At 71.2% G+C, this 24,021-nt stretch carries 21 protein-coding genes; 13 read left to right on the top strand and 8 right to left on the bottom strand.

The features are described 5' to 3' along the window. The first annotated feature begins 115 nt into the window (after positions 1–115). The 3 genes from GVN67_RS19215 (at position 116) to ggt (ending at position 4,268) form a co-directional block, all read left to right on the top strand. Positions 116–1,735, top strand: a complete 1,620-nt coding sequence (locus GVN67_RS19215; protein WP_159998946.1) for an ABC transporter substrate-binding protein — start codon at positions 116–118, stop codon at positions 1,733–1,735. A gap of 68 nt (positions 1,736–1,803) precedes the next feature. After that, on the top strand, positions 1,804–2,661 hold the full coding sequence (locus GVN67_RS19210) for an alpha/beta hydrolase (protein ID WP_159998945.1): 858 nt from the start codon (positions 1,804–1,806) through the stop codon (positions 2,659–2,661). A gap of 2 nt (positions 2,662–2,663) precedes the next feature. Further along, on the top strand, positions 2,664–4,268 hold the full coding sequence (gene ggt, locus GVN67_RS19205; RefSeq protein ID WP_159998944.1) for a gamma-glutamyltransferase: 1,605 nt from the start codon (positions 2,664–2,666) through the stop codon (positions 4,266–4,268). A 245-nt stretch (positions 4,269–4,513) separates the two neighbouring features. Here ggt and GVN67_RS19200 read toward each other — a convergent pair whose 3' ends face one another. Then, a complete protein-coding gene (locus GVN67_RS19200; protein ID WP_200845315.1) occupies positions 4,514–5,842 on the bottom strand; it encodes an aminotransferase class III-fold pyridoxal phosphate-dependent enzyme in 1,329 nt (442 codons plus the stop codon). 250 nt (positions 5,843–6,092) lie between these two features. Between GVN67_RS19200 and GVN67_RS19195 the strand changes: the two genes are divergently transcribed. The 7 genes from GVN67_RS19195 (at position 6,093) to GVN67_RS19165 (ending at position 13,490) form a co-directional block, all read left to right on the top strand. Further along, positions 6,093–7,223, top strand: coding sequence for a C45 family peptidase (locus GVN67_RS19195; RefSeq protein ID WP_235035374.1), 1,131 nt, complete (start codon positions 6,093–6,095; stop codon positions 7,221–7,223). Next, complete coding sequence (locus GVN67_RS19190; RefSeq protein WP_159998942.1) at positions 7,220–8,785, top strand: ABC transporter substrate-binding protein; 1,566 nt, start codon at positions 7,220–7,222, stop codon at positions 8,783–8,785. The genes GVN67_RS19195 and GVN67_RS19190 overlap by 4 nt, the downstream gene beginning before the upstream one ends. A 12-nt stretch (positions 8,786–8,797) precedes the next feature. Further along, entirely contained in the window at positions 8,798–9,745 is a 948-nt protein-coding gene (locus tag GVN67_RS19185) for an ABC transporter permease (protein ID WP_159998941.1), read from the top strand. Positions 9,746–9,752: 7 nt separating this feature from the next. Continuing rightward, positions 9,753–10,565 (top strand): ABC transporter permease, encoded by an 813-nt coding sequence (locus GVN67_RS19180; protein WP_159998939.1) that lies wholly within the window; start codon positions 9,753–9,755, stop codon positions 10,563–10,565. Then, positions 10,562–12,175 (top strand): ABC transporter ATP-binding protein, encoded by a 1,614-nt coding sequence (locus GVN67_RS19175; RefSeq protein WP_159998937.1) that lies wholly within the window; start codon positions 10,562–10,564, stop codon positions 12,173–12,175. The genes GVN67_RS19180 and GVN67_RS19175 overlap by 4 nt, the downstream gene beginning before the upstream one ends. Before the next feature lie 64 nt (positions 12,176–12,239). Beyond that, positions 12,240–13,109 carry a GntR family transcriptional regulator gene (locus tag GVN67_RS19170; protein WP_159998935.1) on the top strand — a complete coding sequence of 290 codons (870 nt, stop codon included), beginning with the start codon at positions 12,240–12,242 and terminating at the stop codon, positions 13,107–13,109. Between the two features lie 84 nt (positions 13,110–13,193). Then, positions 13,194–13,490 (top strand): hypothetical protein, encoded by a 297-nt coding sequence (locus tag GVN67_RS19165; protein WP_159998933.1) that lies wholly within the window; start codon positions 13,194–13,196, stop codon positions 13,488–13,490. 26 nt (positions 13,491–13,516) lie between these two features. Here GVN67_RS19165 and GVN67_RS19160 read toward each other — a convergent pair whose 3' ends face one another. Together GVN67_RS19160 and GVN67_RS19155 are read right to left on the bottom strand one after the other, a co-directional pair. Then, positions 13,517–13,717, bottom strand: a complete 201-nt coding sequence (locus GVN67_RS19160; RefSeq protein ID WP_159998931.1) for a hypothetical protein — start codon at positions 13,715–13,717, stop codon at positions 13,517–13,519. A 188-nt stretch (positions 13,718–13,905) separates the two neighbouring features. Next, complete coding sequence (locus GVN67_RS19155) at positions 13,906–15,816, bottom strand: bifunctional diguanylate cyclase/phosphodiesterase (protein ID WP_159998929.1); 1,911 nt, start codon at positions 15,814–15,816, stop codon at positions 13,906–13,908. Positions 15,817–16,019: 203 nt separating this feature from the next. Between GVN67_RS19155 and GVN67_RS19150 the strand changes: the two genes are divergently transcribed. Continuing rightward, positions 16,020–16,709, top strand: a complete 690-nt coding sequence (locus GVN67_RS19150; RefSeq protein ID WP_159998927.1) for a bifunctional 2-polyprenyl-6-hydroxyphenol methylase/3-demethylubiquinol 3-O-methyltransferase UbiG — start codon at positions 16,020–16,022, stop codon at positions 16,707–16,709. On the opposite strand, the gene GVN67_RS19145 is transcribed toward GVN67_RS19150, so the two are convergent. Continuing rightward, complete coding sequence (locus GVN67_RS19145; RefSeq protein WP_159998925.1) at positions 16,706–18,310, bottom strand: GGDEF domain-containing protein; 1,605 nt, start codon at positions 18,308–18,310, stop codon at positions 16,706–16,708. The two genes, GVN67_RS19150 and GVN67_RS19145, sit on opposite strands and share 4 nt — an antisense overlap. Before the next feature lie 195 nt (positions 18,311–18,505). On the opposite strand from GVN67_RS19145, the gene GVN67_RS19140 reads away from it, so the two are divergent. Next, entirely contained in the window at positions 18,506–19,489 is a 984-nt protein-coding gene (locus tag GVN67_RS19140) for a tripartite tricarboxylate transporter substrate binding protein (RefSeq protein ID WP_235035373.1), read from the top strand. A gap of 49 nt (positions 19,490–19,538) precedes the next feature. Continuing rightward, positions 19,539–20,816, top strand: a complete 1,278-nt coding sequence (locus tag GVN67_RS19135) for a hydroxymethylglutaryl-CoA reductase, degradative (protein ID WP_159998923.1) — start codon at positions 19,539–19,541, stop codon at positions 20,814–20,816. Here the strand turns inward: GVN67_RS19135 and GVN67_RS19130 are convergent. The 4 genes from GVN67_RS19130 to GVN67_RS19115 all read right to left on the bottom strand — a co-directional run. After that, on the bottom strand, positions 20,813–22,204 hold the full coding sequence (locus GVN67_RS19130; protein WP_159998921.1) for a PLP-dependent aminotransferase family protein: 1,392 nt from the start codon (positions 22,202–22,204) through the stop codon (positions 20,813–20,815). The genes GVN67_RS19135 and GVN67_RS19130 overlap by 4 nt on opposite strands. Positions 22,205–22,213: 9 nt before the next feature. After that, a complete protein-coding gene (locus tag GVN67_RS19125; protein WP_159998919.1) occupies positions 22,214–22,876 on the bottom strand; it encodes a 3-oxoacid CoA-transferase subunit B in 663 nt (220 codons plus the stop codon). Further along, complete coding sequence (locus tag GVN67_RS19120; RefSeq protein ID WP_159998917.1) at positions 22,873–23,550, bottom strand: 3-oxoacid CoA-transferase subunit A; 678 nt, start codon at positions 23,548–23,550, stop codon at positions 22,873–22,875. Before GVN67_RS19120 ends, GVN67_RS19125 begins: the two co-directional genes overlap by 4 nt. 92 nt (positions 23,551–23,642) lie before the next feature. Then, positions 23,643–24,021 (bottom strand): PaaI family thioesterase (locus tag GVN67_RS19115; protein WP_159998915.1); only part of this gene is annotated, 379 nt, incomplete at its 5' end.

Raw genomic sequence — 24,021 nt, 5'->3', positions numbered from 1 at the left:
ACCCCGCCCCGTCTGGCGGCCCATCTGGCGGCCCGGCGGACGAAGGACGATTGACACCAAAATTGGCACCAGTTTTGATGCGCCCCGGCCGGGCGCCCCGGCGGAGGACAGACGCATGCCAGGATTTTCCCCCACCCGCCGCTGGGTGACCCGCGCCGCGCTCGGCGCCGGCCTCGCCGGCACCTCCTGGCTGCAGGCCGCCGTGACCCAGGGCGCCGTCGGCCAGGCGCTGCCCGGCGGCGGCAAGCGGCTGCGCATCGGCATGGCCGCGCCCAACACCACGCTGGACCCGCATTTCCAGAGCAACGCGCCGAACAACGCGGTGGCCAGCCATATCTTCGACGCGCTGGTGACCAACGACCCGGCCTCCCGCTCGCTGCCCGGCCTCGCCGAAAGCTGGACCGCCGAGAGCGACACCCGCTGGGTGCTCAAGCTGCGCCAGGGGGTGACCTTCACCGACGGGTCCCCCTTCACCGCGGAGGACGCCATCGTCTCGCTGCGCCGGGCCAACGACCTGCCCAGCACCGCCTCCTTCCGCACCTACACCCGCAGCATCAAGACGATGACGGCGCCGGACCCGCACACGCTGGTCATCGAGACCGACGGGCCCGACCCGCTGCTGCCGAACTCGCTCAGCCGCATCCGCATCATCCGCGCGTCGGGCAAGGACGCGACCACGCCGCAGTTCAACGACGGCAGCGCCGCCATCGGCACCGGCCCCTTCGTGCTGAAGCAATACACCCCGGGCAACCGCATCCTGCTGGGGCGCAACCCCAGCTGGTGGGGCGGCCCGCTGCCCTGGGACGAGGTGCTGCTGGTGCCGGCGACCGATGATGGCGGCCGCCTGGCCTCGCTGCTGTCGGGCGATTTCGACATCATCGAGGCGGTGCCGTCGCAGAGCACCGGCCGGGTGAAGGAAAACCCTCGCTTCCAGCTGATCCGCGGCGTCTCCAGCCGCGTCGTCTACCTGGCGATGGACCAGCACCGCGACACCACCCCCTTCATCACCGACCGCGCCGGCAAGCCGCTGGCGAAGAACCCGCTGAAGGACATCCGCGTCCGCCAGGCGCTGAGCCTGGCCATCAGCCGCCAGGCCATCGCCGAGCGTGTGATGGAGGGCGATGCCGTCCCCGCCTCGCAGCTGCTGCCGAAGGGCGCCGCCGGCACCTCCGACGCGCTCAACGTCCCCGCCTACGACCCCAACCGCGCCAAGGCGCTGCTGGCCGAGGCCGGCTATGCGGAAGGCTTCCGCATGACCGTGCACGGGCCGAACGACCGCTACATCAACGACGCCAAGATCGTGCAGGCCGTGGCGCAGATGTTCACCCGCATCGGCATCGAGACCACCGCCGATGTCATGCCCTGGTCGGTCTATGCCGCCCGCTCCGCCCGCAGCGAGTTCAGCTTCAGCCTGGGCGCCTGGGGCGTGAACACCGGCGAGACCTCCAACCCGCTGAAGGCGCTGCTGGCCACCCGCGACGCCAAGGCGGGCATGGGGGCCTCGAATAACGGGCAATATTCCAACGCCGAGCTCGACAAGCGCCTGGTCGAGGCGCTGCGCACCATGGACGACGCGGCGCGCAACAAGCTGCTGGCGGAAGCCTCGGAAATCGCCTTCCGCGACTTCGCCATCCTGCCGCTGCACCATGAGGTGTCCGTCTGGGCAGGGCGGCAGGGGATCACCTATGCCACGCGGGCGGATCAGTACACGCTCGCCGTCGGGGTTGGCGGGTAACCAAGAAAGCAAGGCTGGGGAGAAGGTATTCTCCCCAGACCCCTCATCTATTTCTGGAATATGCCAGCATGACAGACGCTCCCGCGACGGCCGAAGCCACGGCACGCGCCAAGGCCATCTACGACCTGGGCCCCACCGTGATCTTCTCCTGCAAGGCCGATCCGCGCTTCCAATACTGCCTCTACGTGCCGCCCCAGGTGGGCCGCGGCACCAAGGTCGAGCTGCTGGTCGCGGTGCATGGCACGGGACGCACCTCCTTCCTCGACTTCCGCGACGGCTTCTCGGAATTCGGCAAGTGGAACGACGTCGCCATCCTCTGCCCGATCTTCCCCGTCGGCGTCCGCGGCGACGGCGCCCGCAGCGGCTATAAATACATGGCCGAAGGCGATATCCGCTACGACCTGCTCGTCCTCGAGATGGTCCGCGAAGTCGCCGAGAAATACGGCCAGGACTGGTCGACTTTCGCCATGTTCGGCTTCTCCGGCGGCGGCCACTTCACCCACCGCTTCGCCATCATGCACCCCCAAAAACTCTGGGCGGCCAGCATCGGCGCCCCGGGCTCGGTGACCCTGCTCGACCCCGACCGCGACTGGTGGGTGGGCATCCGGAACATCGGTGAAAAGTTCGGCATCACCTTCGACGGCGAGGCGCTGAAGATAGTGCCGGTGCAGATGGTGGTTGGCGATGCGGATCTCGAGACCTGGGAGATCACCCACAAGCCCGGCGGCACCTATTGGATGGAGGGCGCCAATGACAGCGGCAACACCCGTCCGGATCGGTTGAAGACCCTGGCGGCCTCCTTCGAGAAGGCGGGCGTCGCGGTGCAGCTCGACCTGGTGCCCGGCGTCTCGCATGACCGCATCAAGGTGCTGGACCGGGTGAAGGACTTCCTCGCCGGCGTCCTCGCCACCAAGCGGGGCCGCTGACCATGGGCGGCATGATCGTAGCACCCCAGCCGGAAGCGGTGGAAGCCGGCGCGCTGGTGCTGAAGCGCGGCGGCAACGCGGTGGATGCGGCGATCGCCGCCGCCTTCGTCCAGGGCGTCGTCGACCCGCTGATGTGCGGCATCGGCGGCTTCGGCTCCATGCAGGTCTTCATGCCGCGGCGCGGCCTGCATGAGGTGCTGGAATTCTACGCCCGCGCGCCGCTGGCGGCCACGCCCGACATGTGGACCGACAAGCTGCTGGGCCAGTCGCGCGATGGCTTCGCCTTCCTGCTGGAAGGCGGCATCAGCGAGCAGGGGCATCTGGCCGTCTGCACCCCCGGCAACGTCAAGGGCTATGCCGAGGCGCTGAGCCGCTACGGCACGCTCGACTGGGCCGAGGCCATGGCCCCCGCCATCGCCCAGGCGAAGCGCGGCGTCATGGTGCGCCCGCACATGCACTGGTTCTGGAGCCAGGACCAGGCCGGCAGCGGCCAGGTCAACACCCCCGACAAGCTGCGCCTGACGCCGACGGGGCGCGAGGTCTTCTTCCGCCCCGATGGCAGCGTCAAGCGCCCCGGCGACAAGCTGCACAACCCCGACCACACGCGCAGCCTGGAGCGCCTGGCCGCCGAAGGCCCCGACAGCTTCTATCATGGCGCGCTGGCCGAGGAGATGGCCGCCGACTTCCAGGCCGCCGGCGGCTTGCTGCGGAAAGAGGATTTCGCTGCCTACGAACTTTCGGTGGTGCAGCCGCTCTGGGGCGAGTATCGCGGCCACCGCATCTCGACCAGCCCGCCGCCGGCCAGCGGCATGCTGATGCTGCAGATCCTGCACATCCTGGAGAATTTCGAGCTCGGCCGCCTCGACCACAACAGCGCCGAGCACATCGCCCTGCTCGCCGAGGCGATGAAGCGCATGACCATCGACAAGGACCGCCACATGGGCGACCCCGCCTATGTCGATGTGCCCGTCGAGCGCCTGATCTCCCGCGATTATTGCGCTGAGCTCGCGGCCTCGATCCGCGCCGGCGAGCGCGCCACGGTGAAGCGCCTGGACAAGTCGCAGCGCGAGACCACCCATATCTCGGTGGTCGACGATGCCGGCAACGCGGTCGCCCTGACCCACACCCTGGGCAGCCCGTCGGGCGCGATCAGCCCCGGCCTCGGCTTCATCTACAACGGCACCATGAGCCGCTTCGACCCCCGCCCCGGCCGCGCCGCCTCCATCGCGCCCGGCAAGCGCCGCGCCAGCTCCGCGGCGCCGACCATCGTCTTCGACGGCGACCGCCCCAAGATCGTCATCGGCGCCCCCGGCGGCAGCTACATCGCCCCCGCGGTGGCCCAGGGCATCATGAACGTCATCGACTTCGGCATGTCGATGCTAGAAGCCGTGGCCGCCCCGCGCATCGTCGCCGTGTCGGACAGCATCGACGTCGCCAACCGCGTGCCCCACTACGTGACCGACGAACTTGCGTCCCAGGGCTACGACATCAAGCGCAGCTGGCAGAGTTACGCCTTCGCCGCCTTGCACGGGATCCTGATCCAGGACGGGAAGTTCTCGGGCGGCGCTGATCCGCAGAGAGACGGGATGGCGCTTTGGGTTAAGTGAAGCGCAGGGGCAGGCCAGGGGAATGAATTCCCCTGTTTCTTTCGGACTGCCGTGTCCACGTGGAGACAGTACGTGAAACGGCCAACGCGCAGCGCGACCTTTGAGGTCGCGCTGTTTTCGTATGATGAGTGCCGCCGTGATGCCCGGGTATCGCTGGTGGTGAAGTGGCTGCGCGTTCAACGGCCAACAAAATAGAAAAAAAGAAGGGGTCGAGGGGAATTCATTCCCCTCGCCTGCCCAAATCTTCAGGCTTCCCCTGCGCACTTCCTGATCACCGACACGATCTGATCGATCTGGCTATCTTCGATGGCCAAAGGCGGCGACAGCACCAGCGACTCCCCGACCGCGCGGATCAGCACGCCTTCGTCGAAGCAGCGGGCCGCGATGGCCTTGGCCGCTGCCGGGCTGCCGAACTCGATGGCGCCGAGCAGGCCGATGTTGCGGATGTCGGTGACGCCCTTGGCGTCGCGCAGGCTGTGCAGGGCGGCTTCCCAGCGCGGCGCGGTGTCGGCGGCGCGCTGGAACAGGCCTTCTTCCTGGTAGACTTCCAGCGTGGCCAGGCCGGCGGCGGCGGCCAGCGGGTGGCCGGAATAGGTGTAGCCGTGCATGAACTCGCTGGTGGTCTCGGGCTGGCTGTGGAGGCCCTCCGCCACGCGGTCGTTGATCAGCACGCCGCCCATCGGCACGGCGCCGTTGGTCATGCCCTTGGCGCAGCAGATGAGGTCCGGCAGCACGCCCAGCGCCTGGCTGCCGAAGGCGGCGCCGAGGCGGCCGAAACCCGTGACCACCTCGTCGAAGATCAGCAGCAGGCCGTGGCGGTCGCAGATGGCGCGCAAGCGTTCCAGATAGCCTTGCGGCGGGACCAGCACGCCGGTGGAGCCGGCGACGGGCTCGACGATGACGGCGGCGATGGTGGTCGGATCGTGAGCGTAGAGGATGCCTTCCAGGGCGTCGGCAAAGGCTTCGCCGCCATGCTCCGGGCGGCCGCGGCTGAAGGCGTTGCGCAGTGGATCGTGGGTATGCGGCAGGTGGCTGGTGCCGGGCAGCAGCGGGCCGAAATGCTTCCGCTGGCTGCCGATGCCAGCGACGGACAGGCCGCCGAAGCCGACGCCGTGGTAGCTGCGCTGGCGGCCGACCAGCTTGGTGCGCTGGCCCTGGCCTTGCACGGCGTGGAAGGCGAGCGCCAGCTTCAGCGCGGTGTCCACCGCCTCCGACCCTGACCCGGCGAAGAAGACGCGGTTGAAGCCCTCCGGCGCCGCTTCGGTCAGGCGGTTGGCGTAGTCGAAGGCCGCCGGATGGCCGAGGCCGAAGGAGGAGGCGAAGTCGAGCTGCCCGGCCTGGGCGCGGATGGCCTCGACGATCTTCGGGTGGCAATGGCCGGCATTGACGCACCAGAGGCCGGCGATGGCGTCGAGGATGCGGCGGCCGTCGGGGGCGACGTAGTGCATGCCCTGGGCCTGGGTCACGAAGCGCGGGTCGCGCTTCCAGGCGCGGTTCGGCGTGAAGGGCATCCAGAAGGCGTCGAGGGCATTGGGCGGCGCGGCGAAGCGCGTCTCGGCGGGGGCATCCATCATCGGGTTCCTGGCTGGTGGGCGCCCGGGAAGCGCCTGCTGCGTCGCACAAAATGCAGGCCAGGGGATGCGAGGGCGCGGCCGGTCCGGGGCGCCCCCTTTCCGAAGCCGGCAGCAGAATGGGACGAAAAATAGAAGGGATCGGGCATGATCCTGCTTGCGCTTCCCCGGTCGATGCGGTTCGATGCTTGCACTTTGGACGGTCAAAGTCCATCCACATCGCCAACCACCCCGCCTGTGGAGGCCCCGCGCCTTGGAACCCTTTCCGCTCATCGACCTGTCCGGCGGCGCCGAGCAGCGTGGCCGCCACTATGGCCGCCAGGCCGCCGCGCGCATCCGCCGCAGCATCGGCCACTACACCGCGCAGCTGACCGGATCGGGGCAGAGCCAGGCGCAGATCCGCGCCTGGGCGCTGGATTTCGTCCCCCGCATCGAGGCATTCGACGCCGACTATGTCGTCGAGATGCGCGGCATCGCCGAGGGCGCCGAGGTTGCCTTCGAGGATATCGTGCTGATCAATGCGCGGACCGAGGTGCTGCAGCTGGGCAAGCGCCGCGCCGCCGCCGAGGCCATCGCCAAGCGCGAGCCCGATGGCTGCACCGGCGTGGTGGTGATGCCGGAGGCCTCGGCCGATGGCTCGCTGATCCATGCGCAGAACTGGGACTGGAAGTCGGAATGCGCCGAGACCGGCGTCGTGCTGCGCATCCGCCGCGACGACGGCCCCGATATTTTGACGTTTGTCGAAGCCGGTGGTCTGGCGCGGGCCGGGCTGAATTCGGCCGGCGTCGCGGTGACGGCCAATTACCTTGAGAGCGACAGGGATTATCGCGATCTCGGCGTGCCGCTGTCGCTGATCCGCCGCAAGGTGCTCGAGAAGGAATTCGTCGCGCAGGCGTTTCACGCGGTTTATACGACGCGGAAATCGGCCTCGAACAACATCATCGTCAGCCAGGCCGGCGGCATCGCCATCGACTTCGAATGCGCGCCCGACGAAAGCTTCCAGGTGCATGCCGAGCGCGGGCTGATCGTCCATGCCAACCACTGGCAGAGCCCGGTGGCGCTGGGCAAGCTGCAGGACACCGGCATCGCCACCACGCCGGACAGCCTGTATCGCGACCTGCGCGTGCGCGAGCTGCTGCAGGCCGGCGGCCGCAAGCTCGGCGTCGACGACGTCAAGGCGGCGCTGTTCGACGACTACCAGGCGCCCTGGTCGGTCTGCCGCCCGCCGCGGCTGAATTCCGCGGGCAACCTGTCGGCCACGGTGGCCATGCTGGTGATGCAGCCGGCGAAGGGCATCCTGGAAATCGCGCCGCTGCCGGCGCTGAACCGCCATTTCACCCGCTACGATCTTTTCGACACCGCCACCGCGAGGGCCGCCGAATGATCCGCTGTGCCATCGCCAGCCTGGCCATCGCCGGGCTCGCCACCACCGCTGCCCTCGCGCAGCAGCCGGCGCGCGGCGACTATATGCTGCGGGCCTCGCTGAATTCCGACATCCGCAGCACCCAGCCCGGCGGCAACCGCGACTTCAACACCGACAGCGTCATGCTGCATGTGGTCGAAGGCCTGGTGGCGCTGTCGGAAAAGATCGCCGTGGTGCCGATGCTGGCGGAGAAGGTCGAGCTCTCCGAGGATGGCCGCACCTACCGCTTCACGCTGCGCGAGGGCGTCACCTTCCACAATGGCGCGCCGCTGACCTCGGCCGAGGTGCTGTGGAGCCTGAAGCGCTACATGGACCCGGCGACGCAATGGCGCTGCCTGCCCGACCTGAATGGCAGCTCGGGCCTGGCCAAGGTCACCGGCATCGAGGCGCCCGACGCCCGCACCGTCACCATCTCGCTGGAACAGCCGGCGGCGCTTTTCCTTTCGATTCTGGCGCGGCCTGATTGCGGGTCGACGGGCATCCTGCACCCGTCTTCCATCGGCGCGGATGGCGCCTGGGGCAAGCCGGTCGGCACCGGGCCCTATTCCCTCGGCGAATGGCGCCGCGGGCAGTATATCGAGCTGGAGCGCTTCGACCGCTACGCCGCCCTGCCCGGCGAGCGCGACGGTTTCGCCGGCGGCAAGCAGGCCTATGCCGCGCGCCTGCGCTTCGTCGTCATCCCCGACAGCAGCGCCACCAAGGCCGCGCTGATGGCCGGCAATATCGACGTGCAGGGCGATGTCCCCTCGCCCGAGCTGCCCGACCTGCGGGCGCGGGCCGGCATCACCGTGCAGGCCGCGCCCAGCATGGGCATGACGGCGCTTCTGATGCAGACGCGCGACCCGCTGCTGAAGGATGTGCGCATCCGCCGGGCGCTCGCCTTGGCCATCGACGTGCCGGAGCTGGTCTCCAGCATGATCGGCAGCGACGCGCCGGCGAACCCGTCCCCGGTGCCCAGCGCCAGCGCCTTCCATTCCCCGGCGCAGGATGCGCGCCCCGCCCGCGACGTGGCGGCGGCCAGGCGCCTGCTGGCCGAGGCCGGCTATCGCGGCCAGGCGATCCGCATGATCACCAACCGCCGCTACCCGAACGTCTATGACGCCGCGGTCGCCACCCAGGCGATGGCGTCGGAGGCCGGCATCAAGATCGAGCTCGAGGTGCTGGACTGGGCGACGCAGCTCGACCGCTACACCCGCGGCGACTACCAGATGATGTCCTTCATCTATTCGTCGCGCCTGGAGCCGTCGCTGTCCTACGAGATGATCTCGGGCCCGAAGGACACCCAGCCGCGCAAGGTCTGGGAGACGCCGGAGGCGCTCGCCCTGATCCAGCGCTCGATGCGCGTCACCGACGCCGCCGAGCGCCAGGGCATCTTCGAAGAACTGTTCCGCCGCTTCATGGCCGATGTGCCGGCCATCCCGCTCTACAACCAGCCGGACTATGTGGCGACGCGGGCCGGCATCAACGGCGTGCAGCCCTGGGCCTCGGGGCAGACCCGGCTCTGGGGCGTCTGGCGCCAGTAGGGAGCGGCCGCGATGACCCCGCTCTATGCGCTGAAGCGCCTGGCGCTGGCGCTGCCGACGCTGCTGCTGGTGGCCATCGCCGTCTTCGGCCTGCTGCGCCTGGTCCCCGGCGACCCGGCGCAGCTGATGCTGGGCGACGCCGCCGATGCGACACAACTGGAAGAACTCCGCCGCAGCATGGGGCTGGAAGGCCCCATCTGGCGGCAATTCGCCACCTGGCTGGGCCATGCGCTGCAGGGCAATCTGGGCGTGTCGCTGGCCAATGGCGAGGCCGTGCTGCCGCTGATCCTCGACCGCTTCCAGGTGACGGCGGCGATCGTGCTGCTGGCCGTGGCGCTGGCCGGGATGATCGCCGTGCCGCTCGGCACCATCGCCGCCTGGAAGCAGAATTCTTTTCTGGACCTTTCCGTCGTCGGCGGCGCCACCTTGCTGCTGTCGATCCCCAGCTTCTGGCTCGGCCTGCTGATGCTGATCCTGTTCGGGTTGAAGCTCGGCTGGGTGCCGGTCGTCGGCTATGTCACCTTCGGCGAGAACCCCTGGCAGGCGGCGCTGTATATCGTGCTGCCGGTGCTGACGCTGATGCTGATCGAGACCGGCGTGCTGACCCGCATGGCCCGCAGCGCCGCGATCGACGTGCTGCGGCTGGAATATGTCGCGCATGCCCGCTCCAAGGGGCTGTCGGAGGCCGCGGTGCTGGGGCGCCACGTGCTGCCCAACGCCTTCGCGCCGACGCTGACCCTGCTCGGCATCGTGCTGGGCAACCTGCTGGGCGGCATCGCGGTGATCGAGACGGTCTTCACCCTGCCCGGCCTCGGCCGGCTGCTGGTCGATGGCATCTATGCCCGCGACTATCCGGTCGTGCAGGGCACCATGCTCTTCGTCGCCACCCTCTATGTGCTGGTCAATCTGCTGGTGGACCTGCTCTACCCGCTCTTCGACCCGCGCGTCACGGCCGAGTGACCCCGCCATGCGCTTCCGCCTGAACGCCGTCATCGGCGGGCTGCTGATGGCCCTGCTGCTGGCCACCGCCCTGCTCTCCACGGTGTGGACGCCCTACAACCCGCTCGGCGTCGCGCTGCGCGCCCGGCTGAACGCGCCGTCGGCCCTGCATTGGCTCGGCACCGACGAGGTCGGGCGCGACGTGGTCAGCCGGCTGATGGCGGGCGCCGGCACCTCCTGCCTGGTGGCGCTGCTGACGGTCACCCTGGCGGTGCTGCTGGGCGGCGCCATCGGGCTGGTCGCCGGCTTCGCCCGCGGCTGGGCCGACCGGCTGCTGATGCTGGTCAACGATGCGCTGCTGGCCTTCCCCGGCATCCTGCTGGCGCTCGGCCTGCTGGCGGTGCTGGGGGCCAGCCAGTGGGGCATCATCGCGGCCCTCGGCCTCGCCTATGCCCCCACCGTCGCCCGCATCGTCCGTGGCTCGGTGCTGTCGATCCGCGAGCGCGAATTCGTCGAGGCCTCCCGCGCCATCGGTAATTCGGAGCTCTACACGCTGTGGCGGCATGTGCTGCCGGGCACCGCCTCGCCGCTGATCGTGCTGGCCACCAGCATGTTCGGCTGGGCGATCCTGGCGGAAAGCGCGCTGTCCTTCCTCGGCCTCGGCGTGCCGCCGCCGGCGCCGACCTGGGGCAATATGCTGGCCGCCGCCCGGCCCTATCTGGAAACCGCCATCTGGCTGAGCCTGAGCCCGGGCGCCTGCATCGCGCTGGCCCTGCTGGGCGTCAACATGCTGGGCGACGCGCTGCGCGACCGGCTCGACCCGCGCGGGAGGCCGCAATGAGCATCACCCTGGACCGCCCCTCTGCCGCTGCCCTGGCGCCGCTGCTCTCGGTCGAGGGCCTGCGCGTGCAGGCCGGCCCCAGCATCGCCGTCGCCGATGTTTCTTTCCAGATCGCGCCCGGCGAAATCCTGGCGCTGGTCGGCGAAAGCGGTTCCGGCAAGACCGCGACCGGTCGCGCCATCCTCGGCCTGCTGCCGCCGGGGCTGGAGCGCAGCGCCGGCCACATCCGGCTCGGCGAGGAAGACCTGACCACCATCCCCCCTGGCCGGCTGCGCCAGCTGCGCGGCGGCGCCATCGGCATGGTGTTTCAGGAACCCATGGTCTCCTTGAACCCGGCCATGACGATCGGGCGGCAGCTCGGAGAAGCGCTTTCCCTGCACAGCGATCTTTCGGCCGCGGAGCTGAATGCCGCGAAGATCGCCATGCTGAAGCGGGTGCAGATTCCCGACCCGGAAGGGTGCCTGCGCGCCTATCCCCATGAATTCTCCGGCGGCATGCGCCAGCGCATCATGCTGGCGGCCGTCATGCTGCCGAAGCCGAAGCTGCTGATCGCCGACGAGCCGACCACCGCGCTGGACAACCTGGTCCAGGCCGAGATCCTCGACCTCATGGTGGAGCTGGCCCGCGACAACGGCACCGCGGTGCTGCTGGTCACCCACAATCTCGGCCTGGTCGCCCGCTATGCCGACCGCGCGCTGGTCATGCAGCAGGGCCGCGTCGTCGAGGAAGGCCCGGCCCGCCGGCTGCTGACCGAACCCCGCGAGGCCTATACCCGCCTGCTGGTCGAGGCCATGCCGCAGCGCTCCCCCCGCCCGCCCCGCTCGGTGGGCGAGACCCTGCTGGAGGCGCGCGGGCTGGTGGTCGACTATCCCGGCCGCGCCCGGCTGTTCCGCCGCGGCACGCCGAAGCGCGCGGTGCAGGGCGTCGACCTGGCCATCGCCCGCGGCGAGACCGTGGCGCTCGTCGGCGGCAGCGGCTCCGGCAAGACCACGCTGGGGCGCGCCATGCTGCGGCTGGTGCAGCCCAGCGGCGGCCAGCTTTTCTTCAATGGCGCCGACATCACCACCCGGAAGGACGCGACGTACCGGGAGTTCCGGCTGGCCTGCCAGATCGTCTTCCAGGACCCCTATTCCTCGCTGGATCCGCGCATGCGGGTGGGCGAGATCGTCGCCGAGCCGCTGCGCCACGAGCCGGGGCTTTCCGGCGCCCAGCGCGCCGCCCGGGTCGCCGAAACTTTCGAGGCCGTGGGCCTGCCGGGCATGGACCAGCGCCTGCCGCACCAGCTCTCCGGCGGGCAGCGGCAGCGGGTGGCCATCGCCCGCGCCATCGTCCGCCGGCCGGCCCTGGTGGTGGCCGACGAACCCGTCTCCGCCCTCGACATGACCGTCCAGAAACAAATCCTGGCGCTGATCCGGCAGCTGCAGGCCGAGCGCGGCTTCGCCTGCCTGTTCATCTCGCACGACCTGGGGGCGGTGGCCGAGGTCGCCGACCGCGTCGTCGTCATGCAGCAGGGCCGCATCGTCGAGCAGGGCACCCGCGACGCCATTTTCGACACGCCCCAGCACCCCTATACCCGCGCCCTGCTGGACGCGACGCCGCGCATCGACTGACCGCGATTTCCCACTGCGCTTTCCGCTTTTCCCGCTGGCTTCCCTCCGCTATGGCGCCCCCCGCATGACCGCCACCCCCCTGCAGCACGCGCTGGCGCGCAATATCCTCGACCTGCTGCGCGCCCGCGGCGCGGCGCCCGGCGCCCGCATCAGCCGCGCGGCGCTGGCCGAGGCGCTGGGCGTCTCCCGCACCCCGGTGCATGGCGCCGTCGCCCTGCTGGAGCGGCTGGGGGCGGTCGCCACCGAGGGCCGCGCGTTGCGGCTGGTCGATCCGGCGATGGAGCTGCCGCCCGAGGACGATGCCGAGAAAAGCGGCGTCGACCGGCTGCTGGTGGCGATCGCCCAGGGGCGCTCCGACGGGACGGTGGCCAACGAGGTCTCCGAGCGGCAGCTGGCCCAGCAATTCGCCGCGCCGCGCGGCGCGGTGGCCCAGGCGCTGGCCCAGCTGGCCGAGGCGGGCGTCGCCAGCCGCAACCGCGGCCATGGCTGGCGCTTCACCGCCGGCTTCGCCTCGCGCGCCGAGCGCGCCGCCTCCTACCGCTTCCGCATGCTGATCGAGCCGCCGGCGCTGCTGGAGCCCAAATTCGCCCTGCCCCCCGGCTTCGCGGCGCGGATGCGGGCGGAGCATCGCCGCTTCCTGGAACGCCCTTGGCATGACGACGATGCGGTCGCCCTCTACCGCATCAATGCGGCCTTCCATGAAGGACTGGCCGAGGCCTCTGGCAACCGCTTCATCGCCGCCGCGGTCGCGCAGCAGAACCGGGTGCGGCTGCTGTCCAATTATTCCTGGCGGGTCGGCGCCGAGCGCGTCGCCGTCACCGTGCGCGAGCACCTGGCCATCCTCGACGCGCTGGAGGCCGGCGACCGCGAGCGCGCGGCCCTGCTGATGCGGCTGCACCTGGCCGAGGCCCTGGCGCTGCGCAGCGAAAGCTGAGGGGCGAAAGCTGAGGCACCGGCGCGCGGAACCCGCCTCGGGCGGCAGGGTTTCCCCCTGAGCGTCTCAGGAAAGGACCAGCCGATGCGCGCGCCGCCGCCGCGTCGTCACGGATATTGGGGAGTGCTGCTGGCGCTGGGCCTCGGCGCCGCGCCGGCCCTGGGCCAGGGCGTCGAGCGCCCGGCGCCCTCGCCGACCCTGCCGCCGCCGGAACGCGGGCTGATCCGCCCGCCCGGCAATGTCGATCCGGGCCTGACCCGCCCGGCCCCGGTGCCCGATCCGGGCACCACCCTGGTCATCCCGCCGCCGCCGGGCAGCCTGCCCAGCCCCGGCCCCGACTTGGCGCCGATCCGGCCACCCGGGCCCGCGCTGCCGCGCTGAGCCGGATGGCCGCGAGGGATCGTCCGTCAGCCCCGGACCTTGGCCAGGGCCTCGCCGCGCGGGGCGTCGCCCAGCGCCTGGTCGACCTTGCTGAGCATGCGCTGCAGCCCGGGCAGGCGCTCGGTGCTGGCCGGCGGATGCGCGCTGCCGAGGGTGCGGGAAATATGCTGGCGGCGGGCCGCCTCGGCGGACTGCTTCAGCATGCGCAGCTGGTCCATGTCGGACATCGTGTTTTTTCCTCCTGGTTGATGGCGCGAAGGCCACCCCCGGAGGCCGTGTGCTGCTCCCCGGGGGCGGCAGCATGCGCAGGCCGCGCCCGGCAGGGCAAGGGCGCCGCCGCCCGCCCCCCGCAGGGCTGCCGCGCCCCCAGGAAATGGCCCCAGCTGGTCCGGCGGATCCCTGTGACCGACAGCGATCAGCCGGGCACCGGCAGGGCCAGCGCTTCGCCCAGATCATGCTGTGGCCGGCCCAGCAGATAGCCCTGGGCATAGTCGCTGCCCAATTGCCGCGACAGCGCCCAATCTTCGGACTGCTCGACGCCCTCGACCACGCTGGGCAGGTCGAAGGCGCGGGCGATCTGCAGCAGCGAGGCCAGCACCGGCCCGCGCTGCGCCGGCGTCAGCCGCAGCACCGAGCGGTCGAGCTTCAGCAGGTCGAAGCGGATGTCGCGCAGCGCCGCGAGATTGGCGAAGCCGGCGCCGAAATCATCCAGCGCCAGCGAGACGCCCATGGCGCGCAGCTTGCGCACCTTCTCCGCCGCCGAGGGGAAGCGCGACAGCAGCATCTGCTCGGTCAGCTCCAGCATCAGCCGCTCGGCCGGCAGGCCGGTGTCGCGCAGGATGCCGGCGATCAGCGGCACCAGCTCCGGCTGGCTGAACTGCACCGGCGAGATATTCACCGACAGCCGCCAGCTGCCCCCCGCCCGCGCCGCGGCGCCGCAGGCCTGGCGCAGCACCCAGGCGCCGATCGGCACGATCAGCCCGGTCTCCTCGGCGACGGGGATGAAGACATCGGGCGCGACCGCCCCGCGGCTCGGGCTGTGCCAGCGCAGCAGCGCCTCGACCGCGGCGACCGAGCCATCGGCGCAGCGGCGGATCGGCTGGTAGGCCAGGGTCAGGGCATTCTCGGCGATGGCCTGCTGCAGCTCGGCCGGCAGGCTGGCCAGGCCGCGCAGCTGCTGCAGCACCGGGGCCGCAGCCGGGCCGGGCACCGGCGGCAGCCCCGCCTGGCTGGGCGGGCTGTAGAGCCGGGCGCCGCTGCCGCCGCCATGCTTGGCGGCGTAGAGCGCCAGGTCGGCGCAGCGCAGCAGCGCATCGGCGCCCTGGCCATGCTCCGGCAGCAAAGCGATGCCGATGGAGACGCCGATGCGCAGCGGCGTGCCATCCTCCAGCGCATAGGGGGCGACCAGGGCCTGGACCAGGGATTGCGCCAGGGCCATGGCCTCGCCGGCATCGGCGCCGTCGAGGACGAGGGCGAACTCGTCGCCGCCGAGCCGGCTGGCGATATCCGCGGGCCGCAGCGCCGCGTTCAGCCGCCCGGCCACCAGGCAGAGCAGCGCGTCGCCGGCGGCATGGCCCTGCACGTCGTTGACCGTCTTGAAGCCGTCGAGATCGAGCAGCAGCACCGCCGCGCGCTGCCCCTCCAGCCGGGCGGCGGGGTCCAGCCGGCGGGTCAGCGAGCGGCGGTTGGGCAGGCCGGTCAGGGTGTCGTGCAGCGCCTGGTAGTTCAGCGCCTGCAGCGCCTCGATCTCCACCGTGCGGTCGCGCGAGGCGCCGCGGAAGCCGACCAGCGCCCCGTCCGGCCCGCGGATCGGCACGCCATTGACCAGGAAATGCGCGATGCTGCCATCGCCGCGGCGGTGGCTGTAGCGGAAGTCGCGAAACGGCTCGCCGGCGGCATTGCTGGCGATCTGCCGCACCCAGACATCGGCCGGGGTGACCGGGTCATGCGCGGCGAGGTCGGCCACCGAATCACCGATCTTCACCCCCTGCACGCCATTGTGGTCGGAGACGATGGTGAAGCGCCCGGCCGCATCGACCTCCCACACCAGGTCGTTGGAGCATTCGACGACATCCTGCGCCCGCTTCAGCGCCTGGTTGAGCTGCAGGTTCAGCGCCGTCAGCCGCTCCACCTGGGCGTGGCGGGAGGCGCGCAGCCGCCAGGCCAGCAGCCCGAGCAGCCCGCCCTGGACCAGCAGCAGCCAGAGCTGTCGCGCCGCCCCGGCCCAGCTTTCGCCCGGTTCCGGCCAGGCGAGGACAAGCCCCCCCAGCACCAGCACCCCCTGCAGGAGGATCAGCACGGAGACGGAAAGCTCGCGAAGGCGCATGGCGGCGGGACCGGCTAGGAGGACCGGTGGAGTCTCCGCGATTTGTCTTGACGCGTGGTTAAAAGCGGGGGGCGCGCGCGGGGTTGGCGAGGACGCACCGAGCACGGCGGGCCCGCCGACAGGGCGCCGCCGGTCAAGGTCTGCTGGACCTGCCGGGCGATCGGCTTTCCACTGCGCGCGTTCCCTCCTCCGCGAGTCCACCGATGTCCCAGCCCGCCGATGCCCTCTCCATCCCTTCCTGGTACCGCGACGCCACCGCCGACAGCCGCATGACCCCCGGCCATGATCCGGTCTGGCGGCAGATGATCGCGCATATCCCGGAGCAGGATCTCGCCGCCGCCACGGTGCTCGACTATGGCTGCGGCCAGGGCGGGCTGCTGCGGCTGCTGCATGCGCTGCGGCCGTTCCGCGCCGGGCTGGGGGTCGATGTGGCGCGCGATGCCGTGGCGCGGGCCGAGGCGCTGTCCGCCGGCCTGCCGCTGGCCTTCGACACGCCCTCGGCGCTGGCCGGGCAGCCGGCGCGCTTCGACCTCGCCCTCAGCCACGAGGTTATTTATCTGCTGCCCGACCTGGAAGCGCATGCGGCGGAGATCCGCGCGGCGCTGCGGCGGGGCGGGGTCTATTACGCCGTCACCGGCTGCCACACCGGCAATCCGATGTGGCCGCGCTGGCGCGCCCTGGTGGCCGAGATCACCCACACCACGCCGCAGGATTTTTCGCTCGACGACTTCCACGAGGCCTTCGCCGCGGCGGGGTTCGAGGTCTCGGCCCGGCAGTTCCGCTTCGAAGGGTTCGTTCCCTTGAAGCCAGGCGCCTGGACCAAGACGGTCGAGGAGGCGCTGCGCTACGTCACCGAGACGAAGACGATGTTCCGCTTCCGCCTGCCACGCTAGCCCCCCGGCGCGAAGAGGCCTGCGCTGCCCTGCACCCGGTTGCGGCCGCCGCGCTTGGCGGCGTGGAGGCGCGCATCGGCCTCCGCCAGCGCCTGCTGCAGCGGCATCGCCGTGCCGGCGCAGAAGAAGACGCCGGCGCTGACGGTGCCCTGCACCAGCCGGCCGCCGACGGCCACGGGGCTGGCCGCCAGCAGCCCGGCGATGCGCCGCGCCACCGCCACCGCCGCCGCCTCGTCAGCCAGCAGCAACAGGGAGAACTCCTCGCCGCCGAGGCGGCCGGCCAGGTCGCCCTCGCGCAGGTTCTGCCGGCACAGCGCGGCGAAATGCCGCAGCATGGCGTCGCCGGCGGCATGGCCGTGCTGGTCGTTGATCGCCTTGAAATGGTCGAGGTCGAAGGCCACCAGGCTGAAGACCTGCCCGCCGCGCCGCGCCCGCTCGGCGGCTTCGAGAAAGCTGCGGCGATTGGTCAGTCCGGTCAGCGGGTCGGTCCGCGCCAGCTCCGCCAGCTGCCCGCGCAGCGCCACGCCGCGCGTCACCTCGCCCTGCAGCGCGCGGCTCAGCCCCCAGAAGCGGCGCGCCAGCAGCAGGGCGGCCAGCAGCAGCAGGCTGAGCCCGGCGATGGCCGCATAGGCCCAGGGGCCGGGATGCGGCGCCGCCGCCTCGAAGACCAGCCCGTCGAGGTCGAGCCCTGCCGGCAGCAGCCCGGCGCCGGCCATGGCCTCGGCGATGCCCTGCCAGCGCGCCGGGTTGCTGCTGCCGAGCGCCACGATCTCCGGCAGCATCAGCCGCCGCGTCGCGCCCGCCTCGAATTCCAGCTTGCGGCGGTTCGCGCCCGGCGCGTGGTCGGCCAGGATCAGCGCGATCGCCGCCTCCGGATTGTCCAGCGCCCAGGCCCAGCCGCGCAGCGTGGCGTCGCGCAGGGCCCGCACCAGGTCGGGCCGGGCGCGGGCGAAATCGGCATGGACGAACAGCGTGTCGCCGTAGAAGTCGATCCCCGCCTCGCGCGGGTTCCACAGCTGGTAGGGCTGGCCGGCCTCGATCAGGTCGAAAGGCGCGTCGGTGGCAGAGGCGGTCATGGCGTCGAGCCCGCCCTGCCCCAGCCGCCGCGCGCTGTCGGGATAGGGCAGCAGCTGCATGTCCTGCGGCTTCAGCCCGGCGCGCGCCAGGAAGACGATGCATTCGGCCGCATGCGCCTCCAGCGCCAGGCCGCGGCCGGCCAGGTCGCGCGGCCCGCGCAGGTCGGCGCCGCGGCGCGCCAGCAGCACGAAGGGCGAATGCTGCAGCAGCGGCGCGACCACGATGACCGGCCGGCCGGCAGCGAAATCCTGCAGCAGCGCCGCGGTGCCGATGCCGAATTGCGCGCGGCCTTCCAGCACGGCGGCGGCCGGATCGCGCTCGGCGCCGCCTTCCAGCAGCGTCACCTCCAGCCCGGCCTCGCGGTAGTAGCCGCGGGCGATGGCGGCATAGTAGCCGGCGCCCTGGAACTGATGCGTCCCGCGCAGCTGCAGCGTCACGCGTTCCTGCGCCACCGCCGGCAGCGCGGCCAGCAGGCCCAGCACCACGCCCATCAGGAAATGCCGACCGCCCCGCCATCCGCCCAAGCCTGGCCTCCGAGATCGTTGCGCAGGCGTCAGCATAGCTGAGGCGTGGCGCGCGCGAAGCCTCGGCCTTTTCGGCGGCCTTGCGACTGTCCCACTGAAAAACCGCAGAACTGTCCCTTTTCCCGCCGCCGCACACGGGACAGTGATACCGGTGCACGACAAAAACAAACCGACAAGAATCCCCGGGAGACGTCCATGCTGCACCGCCGCCCCCTGCTCGGCAGCGCCCTTGCCGCGCCCTTGCTGCTGCTGCACCGCAACGCCGCCGCGCAGGCGCCGGAATCCTGGCCGAGCCGCGCCATCACGCTGATCGAGGGCTATCCGCCCGGCGGCGTCACCGATCTCGCCAGCCGCGCCGTCGCCGAGCCGATGTCGCGCGAGCTCGGCCAGACCGTGGTCGTCGAGAACCGCCCGGGCGCCGCCACCTCGGTCGCCGCCACCTATGCGGCGCGCGCCCGGCCGGATGGCTACACGCTGGTGATGGGCACCACGACGCTGGCGATCAACCCGACGCTGCAGCCCGGGCTGACGCCGAAGGAGCCGGTGAAGGAGCTGGAGGCCATCGGCATGGTCTTCCAGACGCCCTTCATCCTGCACATCCATCCGGGCCTGGCGGTGCGCAACGTTGCCGAGCTGATCGCCTATGCCAAGGCCAATCCGGGCAAGCTGCTGTTCGGCTCGCCGGGCACCGGCTCGGTCAGCCATCTGTGCCTGGAGCTGTTCCGGGCACGGGCCGGCATCGACATCGTCCATGTCCCCTATCGCGGCGGCGCGCCGGCGGCGCTCGACCTGCGCCAGGGCCGCATCCATGCGGTGTTCCAGGCGATCCAGGAGGCGGCGACGACGCTGTCCGATGGCGGCACCAAGGGGCTCGCCGTCACTGCCACCGCGCCCATCGCCAATTACCCGGCGCTGCCGCCGGTGGCCGAGACGCTGCCGGGCTTCGAGGTGTTCTTCTGGCAGGGCCTCTTCGCCCCGGCGCAGACGCCGGCGCCGATCCTGGCGCGGGCCGGGCGCGCGCTGAAATCGGCGACCGACGACACCACCCTGCGCGCGCGCCTGGCCGAGCAGGGCGTGCAGCTGGTCAGCGGCGATGCGGCCACGACGAAGCAGCGGCTGATCGACGACACCCAGAAATGGGGCGACCTGATCCGCTCCGCCAACATCCGCCTGGAATAACCGCGTCCCGCCTCGCCACCGCCGCTCCTTCGCTTTAGTGGACAAAAAGATGTCGATCAGCAATCTGACCTCCCGCATCAGCGGCTTTCACCGCATGTCCGCCGAGGAGCGGCGCGAGGCCGTCGCCGCCTTCGCGGAGCTCGACGGCGCCGCCACCGCCCAGCTGGCGCGCGACGGCAATATCGACCCGCATCTGGCCGAGCACATGATCGAGAACATGGTCTCGAGCATCGCCATCCCGATCGGCGTCGCCACCAACCTGCGCATCGACGGCGAGGATGTGCTGGTGCCGATGGCGACCGAGGAAAGCTCCGTCGTCGCCGCCGTCTGCAATTCGGCGCGGCAATGCTATGACCGTGGCGGCTTCACCAGCTCGATGTCGGGCGGCGAGATGATCGCGCAGGTGCAGCTGCTGGACGTCGCCGACCCGGAAAGCGCGCGGCTGCGCATCCTGGAGCGCCGGGCCGAGATCGGCGCGCTCTGCGACGCCTGCGACCCGATGCTGCTCCGCCTCGGCGGCGGCTTCCGCGACCTCGAGGTGCGCATCCTGCCGAGCCGCGGCGGCACCATGGTGATCGTGCATCTGATCGTCGATACCCGCGACGCCATGGGCGCCAACACGGTCAACACCATGGCCGAGACGCTCGCCCCGCGCCTGGCCGAATGGAGCGGCGGCCGTTCGCTGCTGCGAATTCTGTCCAACCTCGCCGACCGTCGCCTCGCCCGCGCCCGCGCCGTCTGGCCGGTCGAGGCCATCGGCGGCGAGGCGGTGCGCGACGGCATGCTCGCCGCCTACCACTTCGCCGAGGCCGATCCCTACCGCGCCGCCACCCACAATAAGGGCATCATGAACGGCGTCTCGGCGGTGGTGCTGGCCACCGGCAACGACACCCGCGCGGTCGAGGCCGGCGCCCATGCCTATGCCGCGCGTTCCGGCCGCTACACCAGCCTGACGCATTGGGAAATGACGGCCGAGGGCGAGCTGGCCGGCATGATCGAGCTGCCGATGCCGGTCGGGCTGGTCGGGGGTGCCACGAAGATCCACCCGACGGCGCAGGCCTGCCTGAAGATCCTCGGCGTCAAGACCGCCGAGCGGCTGGCGCGCATCATCGCCACCGTGGGCCTGGCGCAGAATTTCGGCGCGATGAAGGCGCTGGCCACCGTCGGCATCCAGCAGGGCCATATGGCGCTGCATGCCCACAACGTCGCCATCGCCGCCGGCGCGGTGGGCGAGGAGGTCGGCCGCGTCGCCGCCATCCTGGTCGAGCGCCGCCAGGTGCGGCAGGAGGTCGCGGCCGAGGCGCTGGCCACGCTGCGCGGCGGCTAGCGCGTCCCGAACTGCCCGCGCATGAAGTGGAGGAAACGCGGATCGGCGGCATGGGCGACGTTGCAGCGCAGCGCCGGCCTGGCGCCGTCGCGCTCGATGCGGAAGACGCTGCCGGGGGCGAGGAAGATGCTTTCCGCCGCCGCCGCCCGGCAGACCACGGCTTCCTCGCTGCCCTCGGGCAATTCGATCCACAGGTAGAAGCCGCCGCCGGGCGGCGCGCGGGCGGTGACCCCGGCGGCGGAGAGATCGGCGACGGCCCGCTCGGTCGCTGCCGCGACGCGGCGCTGCAGCCGCGCCAGATGCCGGCGGTAATGCCCGGCGGCGATCAGCCCGCAGACCAGCCGCTCGGCATATTGCGAGGTGGCAACCACGGTCAGCAGCTTCAGGTCGGCCAGCGCCGCCGCCAGCCCGGGCGGCGCCGCGACGAAGCCCACCCGCAGCGAGGCCGACAGCGTCTTGGAAAACGTGCCCACATAGAGAACCCGCCGCAGCCCATCCAAAGCGGCGAGCCGGGGCAGCGCGGCCGGCAGGATGTCCGCGAAGGCATCGTCCTCAATGATCAAAAAACCCGCGCGCTCGGCGGCCTGTAGCAGCGCATGCGCCACGGGGAGAGAAAGCCCGCCGCCGGTCGGGTTATGCGCCAGCGACTGGGTGAAGAAGGCGCGCGGCCGGCACGTCGCCAGCGCCCGGTCCAGCGCCGCCAGGTCCGGGCCCTCTGACCCGCGCGGAATGCCGATGATCCGCGCCTTGGCCAGGCTGAGCTTGGCGAAGAGCGGGTAGTAGCCGGGATCGTCGACCAGCACGGCATCCCCCGGCTCCACCAGCTGGCGGATGATCAGGTCCAGCGCGTGGTTCGCGCCCTGGGTCAGCAGCAGCTGCTCCGGCGGGCAGGCGATGCCGCGCTCGGCCAAGGTCAGCGACAGCCGCTCGCGCAGCGGCGCATAGCCCCAGGCGCTGCCATAGTCATGTGCCTGGCCGGGCGCCTCGCCGGCCGCCTGGCGCGGCAGGCGGAAATGCGCGGCGAGCTCCGAGCGCTCCATCCAGGCCGGCGGCGGGCGGCCATCGCCGGGGCGCAGCGCGTAATGCGCCTCGCCCTGCTCGCGCAGCAGCGAGACCAGGTCCAGCGCCTCGGCCAGATGCGGCTTCGCCTGCGGCACCGCGGCCACCGGCTGCGCGGTGACGAAGAAGCCTGACCCCCGGCGCGCCTCCAGGCAGCCGGCGGCGACCAGCCGGTCATAGGCCTCGGCCATGGTGTTCTTCGACACGCCCTGGTCGCGCGCCGCCTGCCGCACCGAGGCGATGCGCTCGCCGGCGCGCAGCGTGCCGGCGGCGATCGAGGCGGAAAGCCGCGCCACGATGCGCGCGACGCGGCTGCCCTCGCCTGCCATGGCCGCCGGTCAGCCCTCCAGCGGCCGCATCGCCCCGGGGCGCAGCGGCGCCTCGGTCTGCGCCCGCAGCGCCTCCAGGCTCAACCCCGGCAGGATTTCTTCCACCTCCAGCCCGTCCGGCGTCACCGCGATGACGGCCAGGTTGGAAAAGATCCGCTTCACCACGCCGCGGGCGGTCAGCGGATAGCTGCACTCCTTCACGATCCGCGCATGCCCGTGCCGCGAGGTATGCTCCATCATCACCCAGATCTGCTTGGCGCCCACCGCCAGGTCCATGGCGCCGCCGACCGCGGGCACGCCCTCGCCGATGCCGGTCGACCAGTTCGCCAGGTCGCCCGTCGCCGACACCTGGAAGGCGCCCAGCACGGAAATATCGAGATGCCCGCCGCGCATCATCGCGAAGCTCAGCGAGGAATCGAAGAACGACCCGCCGGTGCGCAGCGTCACCGGCTGCTTCCCCGCATTGATCAGGTCCCAGTTCTCCTCGCCGGCCGGCGGCCGCGGCCCCAGGTTGAGGATGCCGTTCTCGCTGTGCAAAAAGATCTCGCGGTCGGCGGGGATGTGGTCCGGAATCTGGTCCGGCAGCCCGATGCCCAAGTTGACGAAGGCGCCATCCGGGATCGCCCGGGCGATGCGGCGCGCCAGCTGCTCGCGGGTCAGCGGCGTGCTCATCGCGGCGCCCCCTGCAGCACCACGCGATCGACGAAGATGCCCGGCGTCACCACCGCCTCCGGATCGATCGCGCCGAGCGCCACGAATTCCTCGACCTCGACCACCACGAGATCCGCCGCCGTGGCCATGACCGGGGCAAAATTCCGCGCGCCCATGTTATAGGTCAGGTTGCCCAGGCGATCCGACTGCCGCGCCCGCAGCAGCGCCGCATCGGCCCGGATCGGCTTCTCCAGCACATGCTCGCGCCCGTCGATCATGCGGGTCTCCTTGCCCTCGGCCAGCGCGGTGCCGGCGCCGACCGGGGTGTAGAACCCGCCCAGGCCCGCGCCGCCGCAGCGGATGCGCTCGACCAGCGTGCCCTGCGGCACCAGCTCCAGCTCGATCTTCCCGGCAAGGTAGAGGTCGGTGAAGCTGGCCGTCGTGTTCAGCTTGGATTTCGGATAGGAGCAGACCAGCTTGCGCACCTGGCCAGCCGACAGCCACAGGCTCAGATCGGGCTCGGCGCTGCCGCCATTGTTGGCGATCACCGTCAGGTCCCTCAGACCCGCCGCATGCACCGCCGCCACCAGGCCCAGCGGCGTTCCGGCGCCGCCAAAGCCCCCCAGCAAGATCGTCGCGCCATCGCCAATCCCGGCAATGGCCTCCGCATACCGCGCGACACGCCTGTCCAGCATGACCGATCCGCCCCTCCCCGGGCTCGCGGCTGTTTCGCCGCTTCTTTAAAAAGTTCGGGGGAAAGTATTCCCCCGAATCCCCCTTCTATTTTTTATTCTTTTTTAGAATTAGAAGGAGAAATTACTTTCCAGACGCCGTCGGCGGCCAGCACGGTCTCGCCGCGCACCGACAAGATACCCCGCACGAACACCACCGACCGCGCCACCCGCAACACCTCGCCCCGCGCCTCGATGAAGTCGCCCGGACGCGCCGCCGCGATGAACTGCGTGTTCAGCTGCATCGTCACCGCCGGCTGGCGCGACGTCGCCTCCCACACCGTCAGCCCCAGCGCATTGTCGATCAGCGTCATCAGCATCCCGCCATGCACGATGCCATGCACATTGGCGTGCTGCGGCCCGGCCAGCAGGCCATAGGCCCAAGCCCCGCCGTCGCGCTTCGCCCAGAGCGGACCCACCAGGTCCGTGAAGCCC

The organism is Roseomonas sp. 18066, from assembly GCF_902706185.1.
In the GTDB taxonomy this organism is placed as follows: domain Bacteria; phylum Pseudomonadota; class Alphaproteobacteria; order Acetobacterales; family Acetobacteraceae; genus Pseudoroseomonas.
This window is presented reverse-complemented; position numbering and strand designations above follow the sequence as displayed.

Excerpts from the sequence above, each read along its gene's own strand:
- GVN67_RS19215 (WP_159998946.1), top strand. The coding sequence starts at position 116 with ATGCCAGGATTTTCCCCCACCCGCCGCTGGGTGACCCGCGCCGCGCTC.
- GVN67_RS19210 (WP_159998945.1), top strand. The coding sequence starts at position 1,804 with ATGACAGACGCTCCCGCGACGGCCGAAGCCACGGCACGCGCCAAGGCC.
- ggt (WP_159998944.1), top strand. The coding sequence starts at position 2,664 with ATGGGCGGCATGATCGTAGCACCCCAGCCGGAAGCGGTGGAAGCCGGC.
- GVN67_RS19200 (WP_200845315.1), bottom strand. The coding sequence starts at position 5,842 with ATGATGGATGCCCCCGCCGAGACGCGCTTCGCCGCGCCGCCCAATGCC.
- GVN67_RS19190 (WP_159998942.1), top strand. The coding sequence starts at position 7,220 with ATGATCCGCTGTGCCATCGCCAGCCTGGCCATCGCCGGGCTCGCCACC.
- GVN67_RS19185 (WP_159998941.1), top strand. The coding sequence starts at position 8,798 with ATGACCCCGCTCTATGCGCTGAAGCGCCTGGCGCTGGCGCTGCCGACG.
- GVN67_RS19180 (WP_159998939.1), top strand. The coding sequence starts at position 9,753 with ATGCGCTTCCGCCTGAACGCCGTCATCGGCGGGCTGCTGATGGCCCTG.
- GVN67_RS19175 (WP_159998937.1), top strand. The coding sequence starts at position 10,562 with ATGAGCATCACCCTGGACCGCCCCTCTGCCGCTGCCCTGGCGCCGCTG.
- GVN67_RS19170 (WP_159998935.1), top strand. The coding sequence starts at position 12,240 with ATGACCGCCACCCCCCTGCAGCACGCGCTGGCGCGCAATATCCTCGAC.
- GVN67_RS19165 (WP_159998933.1), top strand. The coding sequence starts at position 13,194 with ATGCGCGCGCCGCCGCCGCGTCGTCACGGATATTGGGGAGTGCTGCTG.
- GVN67_RS19160 (WP_159998931.1), bottom strand. The coding sequence starts at position 13,717 with ATGTCCGACATGGACCAGCTGCGCATGCTGAAGCAGTCCGCCGAGGCG.
- GVN67_RS19155 (WP_159998929.1), bottom strand. The coding sequence starts at position 15,816 with ATGCGCCTTCGCGAGCTTTCCGTCTCCGTGCTGATCCTCCTGCAGGGG.
- GVN67_RS19150 (WP_159998927.1), top strand. The coding sequence starts at position 16,020 with ATGTCCCAGCCCGCCGATGCCCTCTCCATCCCTTCCTGGTACCGCGAC.
- GVN67_RS19140 (WP_235035373.1), top strand. The coding sequence starts at position 18,506 with ATGCTGCACCGCCGCCCCCTGCTCGGCAGCGCCCTTGCCGCGCCCTTG.
- GVN67_RS19135 (WP_159998923.1), top strand. The coding sequence starts at position 19,539 with ATGTCGATCAGCAATCTGACCTCCCGCATCAGCGGCTTTCACCGCATG.
- GVN67_RS19130 (WP_159998921.1), bottom strand. The coding sequence starts at position 22,204 with ATGGCAGGCGAGGGCAGCCGCGTCGCGCGCATCGTGGCGCGGCTTTCC.
- GVN67_RS19125 (WP_159998919.1), bottom strand. The coding sequence starts at position 22,876 with ATGAGCACGCCGCTGACCCGCGAGCAGCTGGCGCGCCGCATCGCCCGG.
- GVN67_RS19120 (WP_159998917.1), bottom strand. The coding sequence starts at position 23,550 with ATGCTGGACAGGCGTGTCGCGCGGTATGCGGAGGCCATTGCCGGGATT.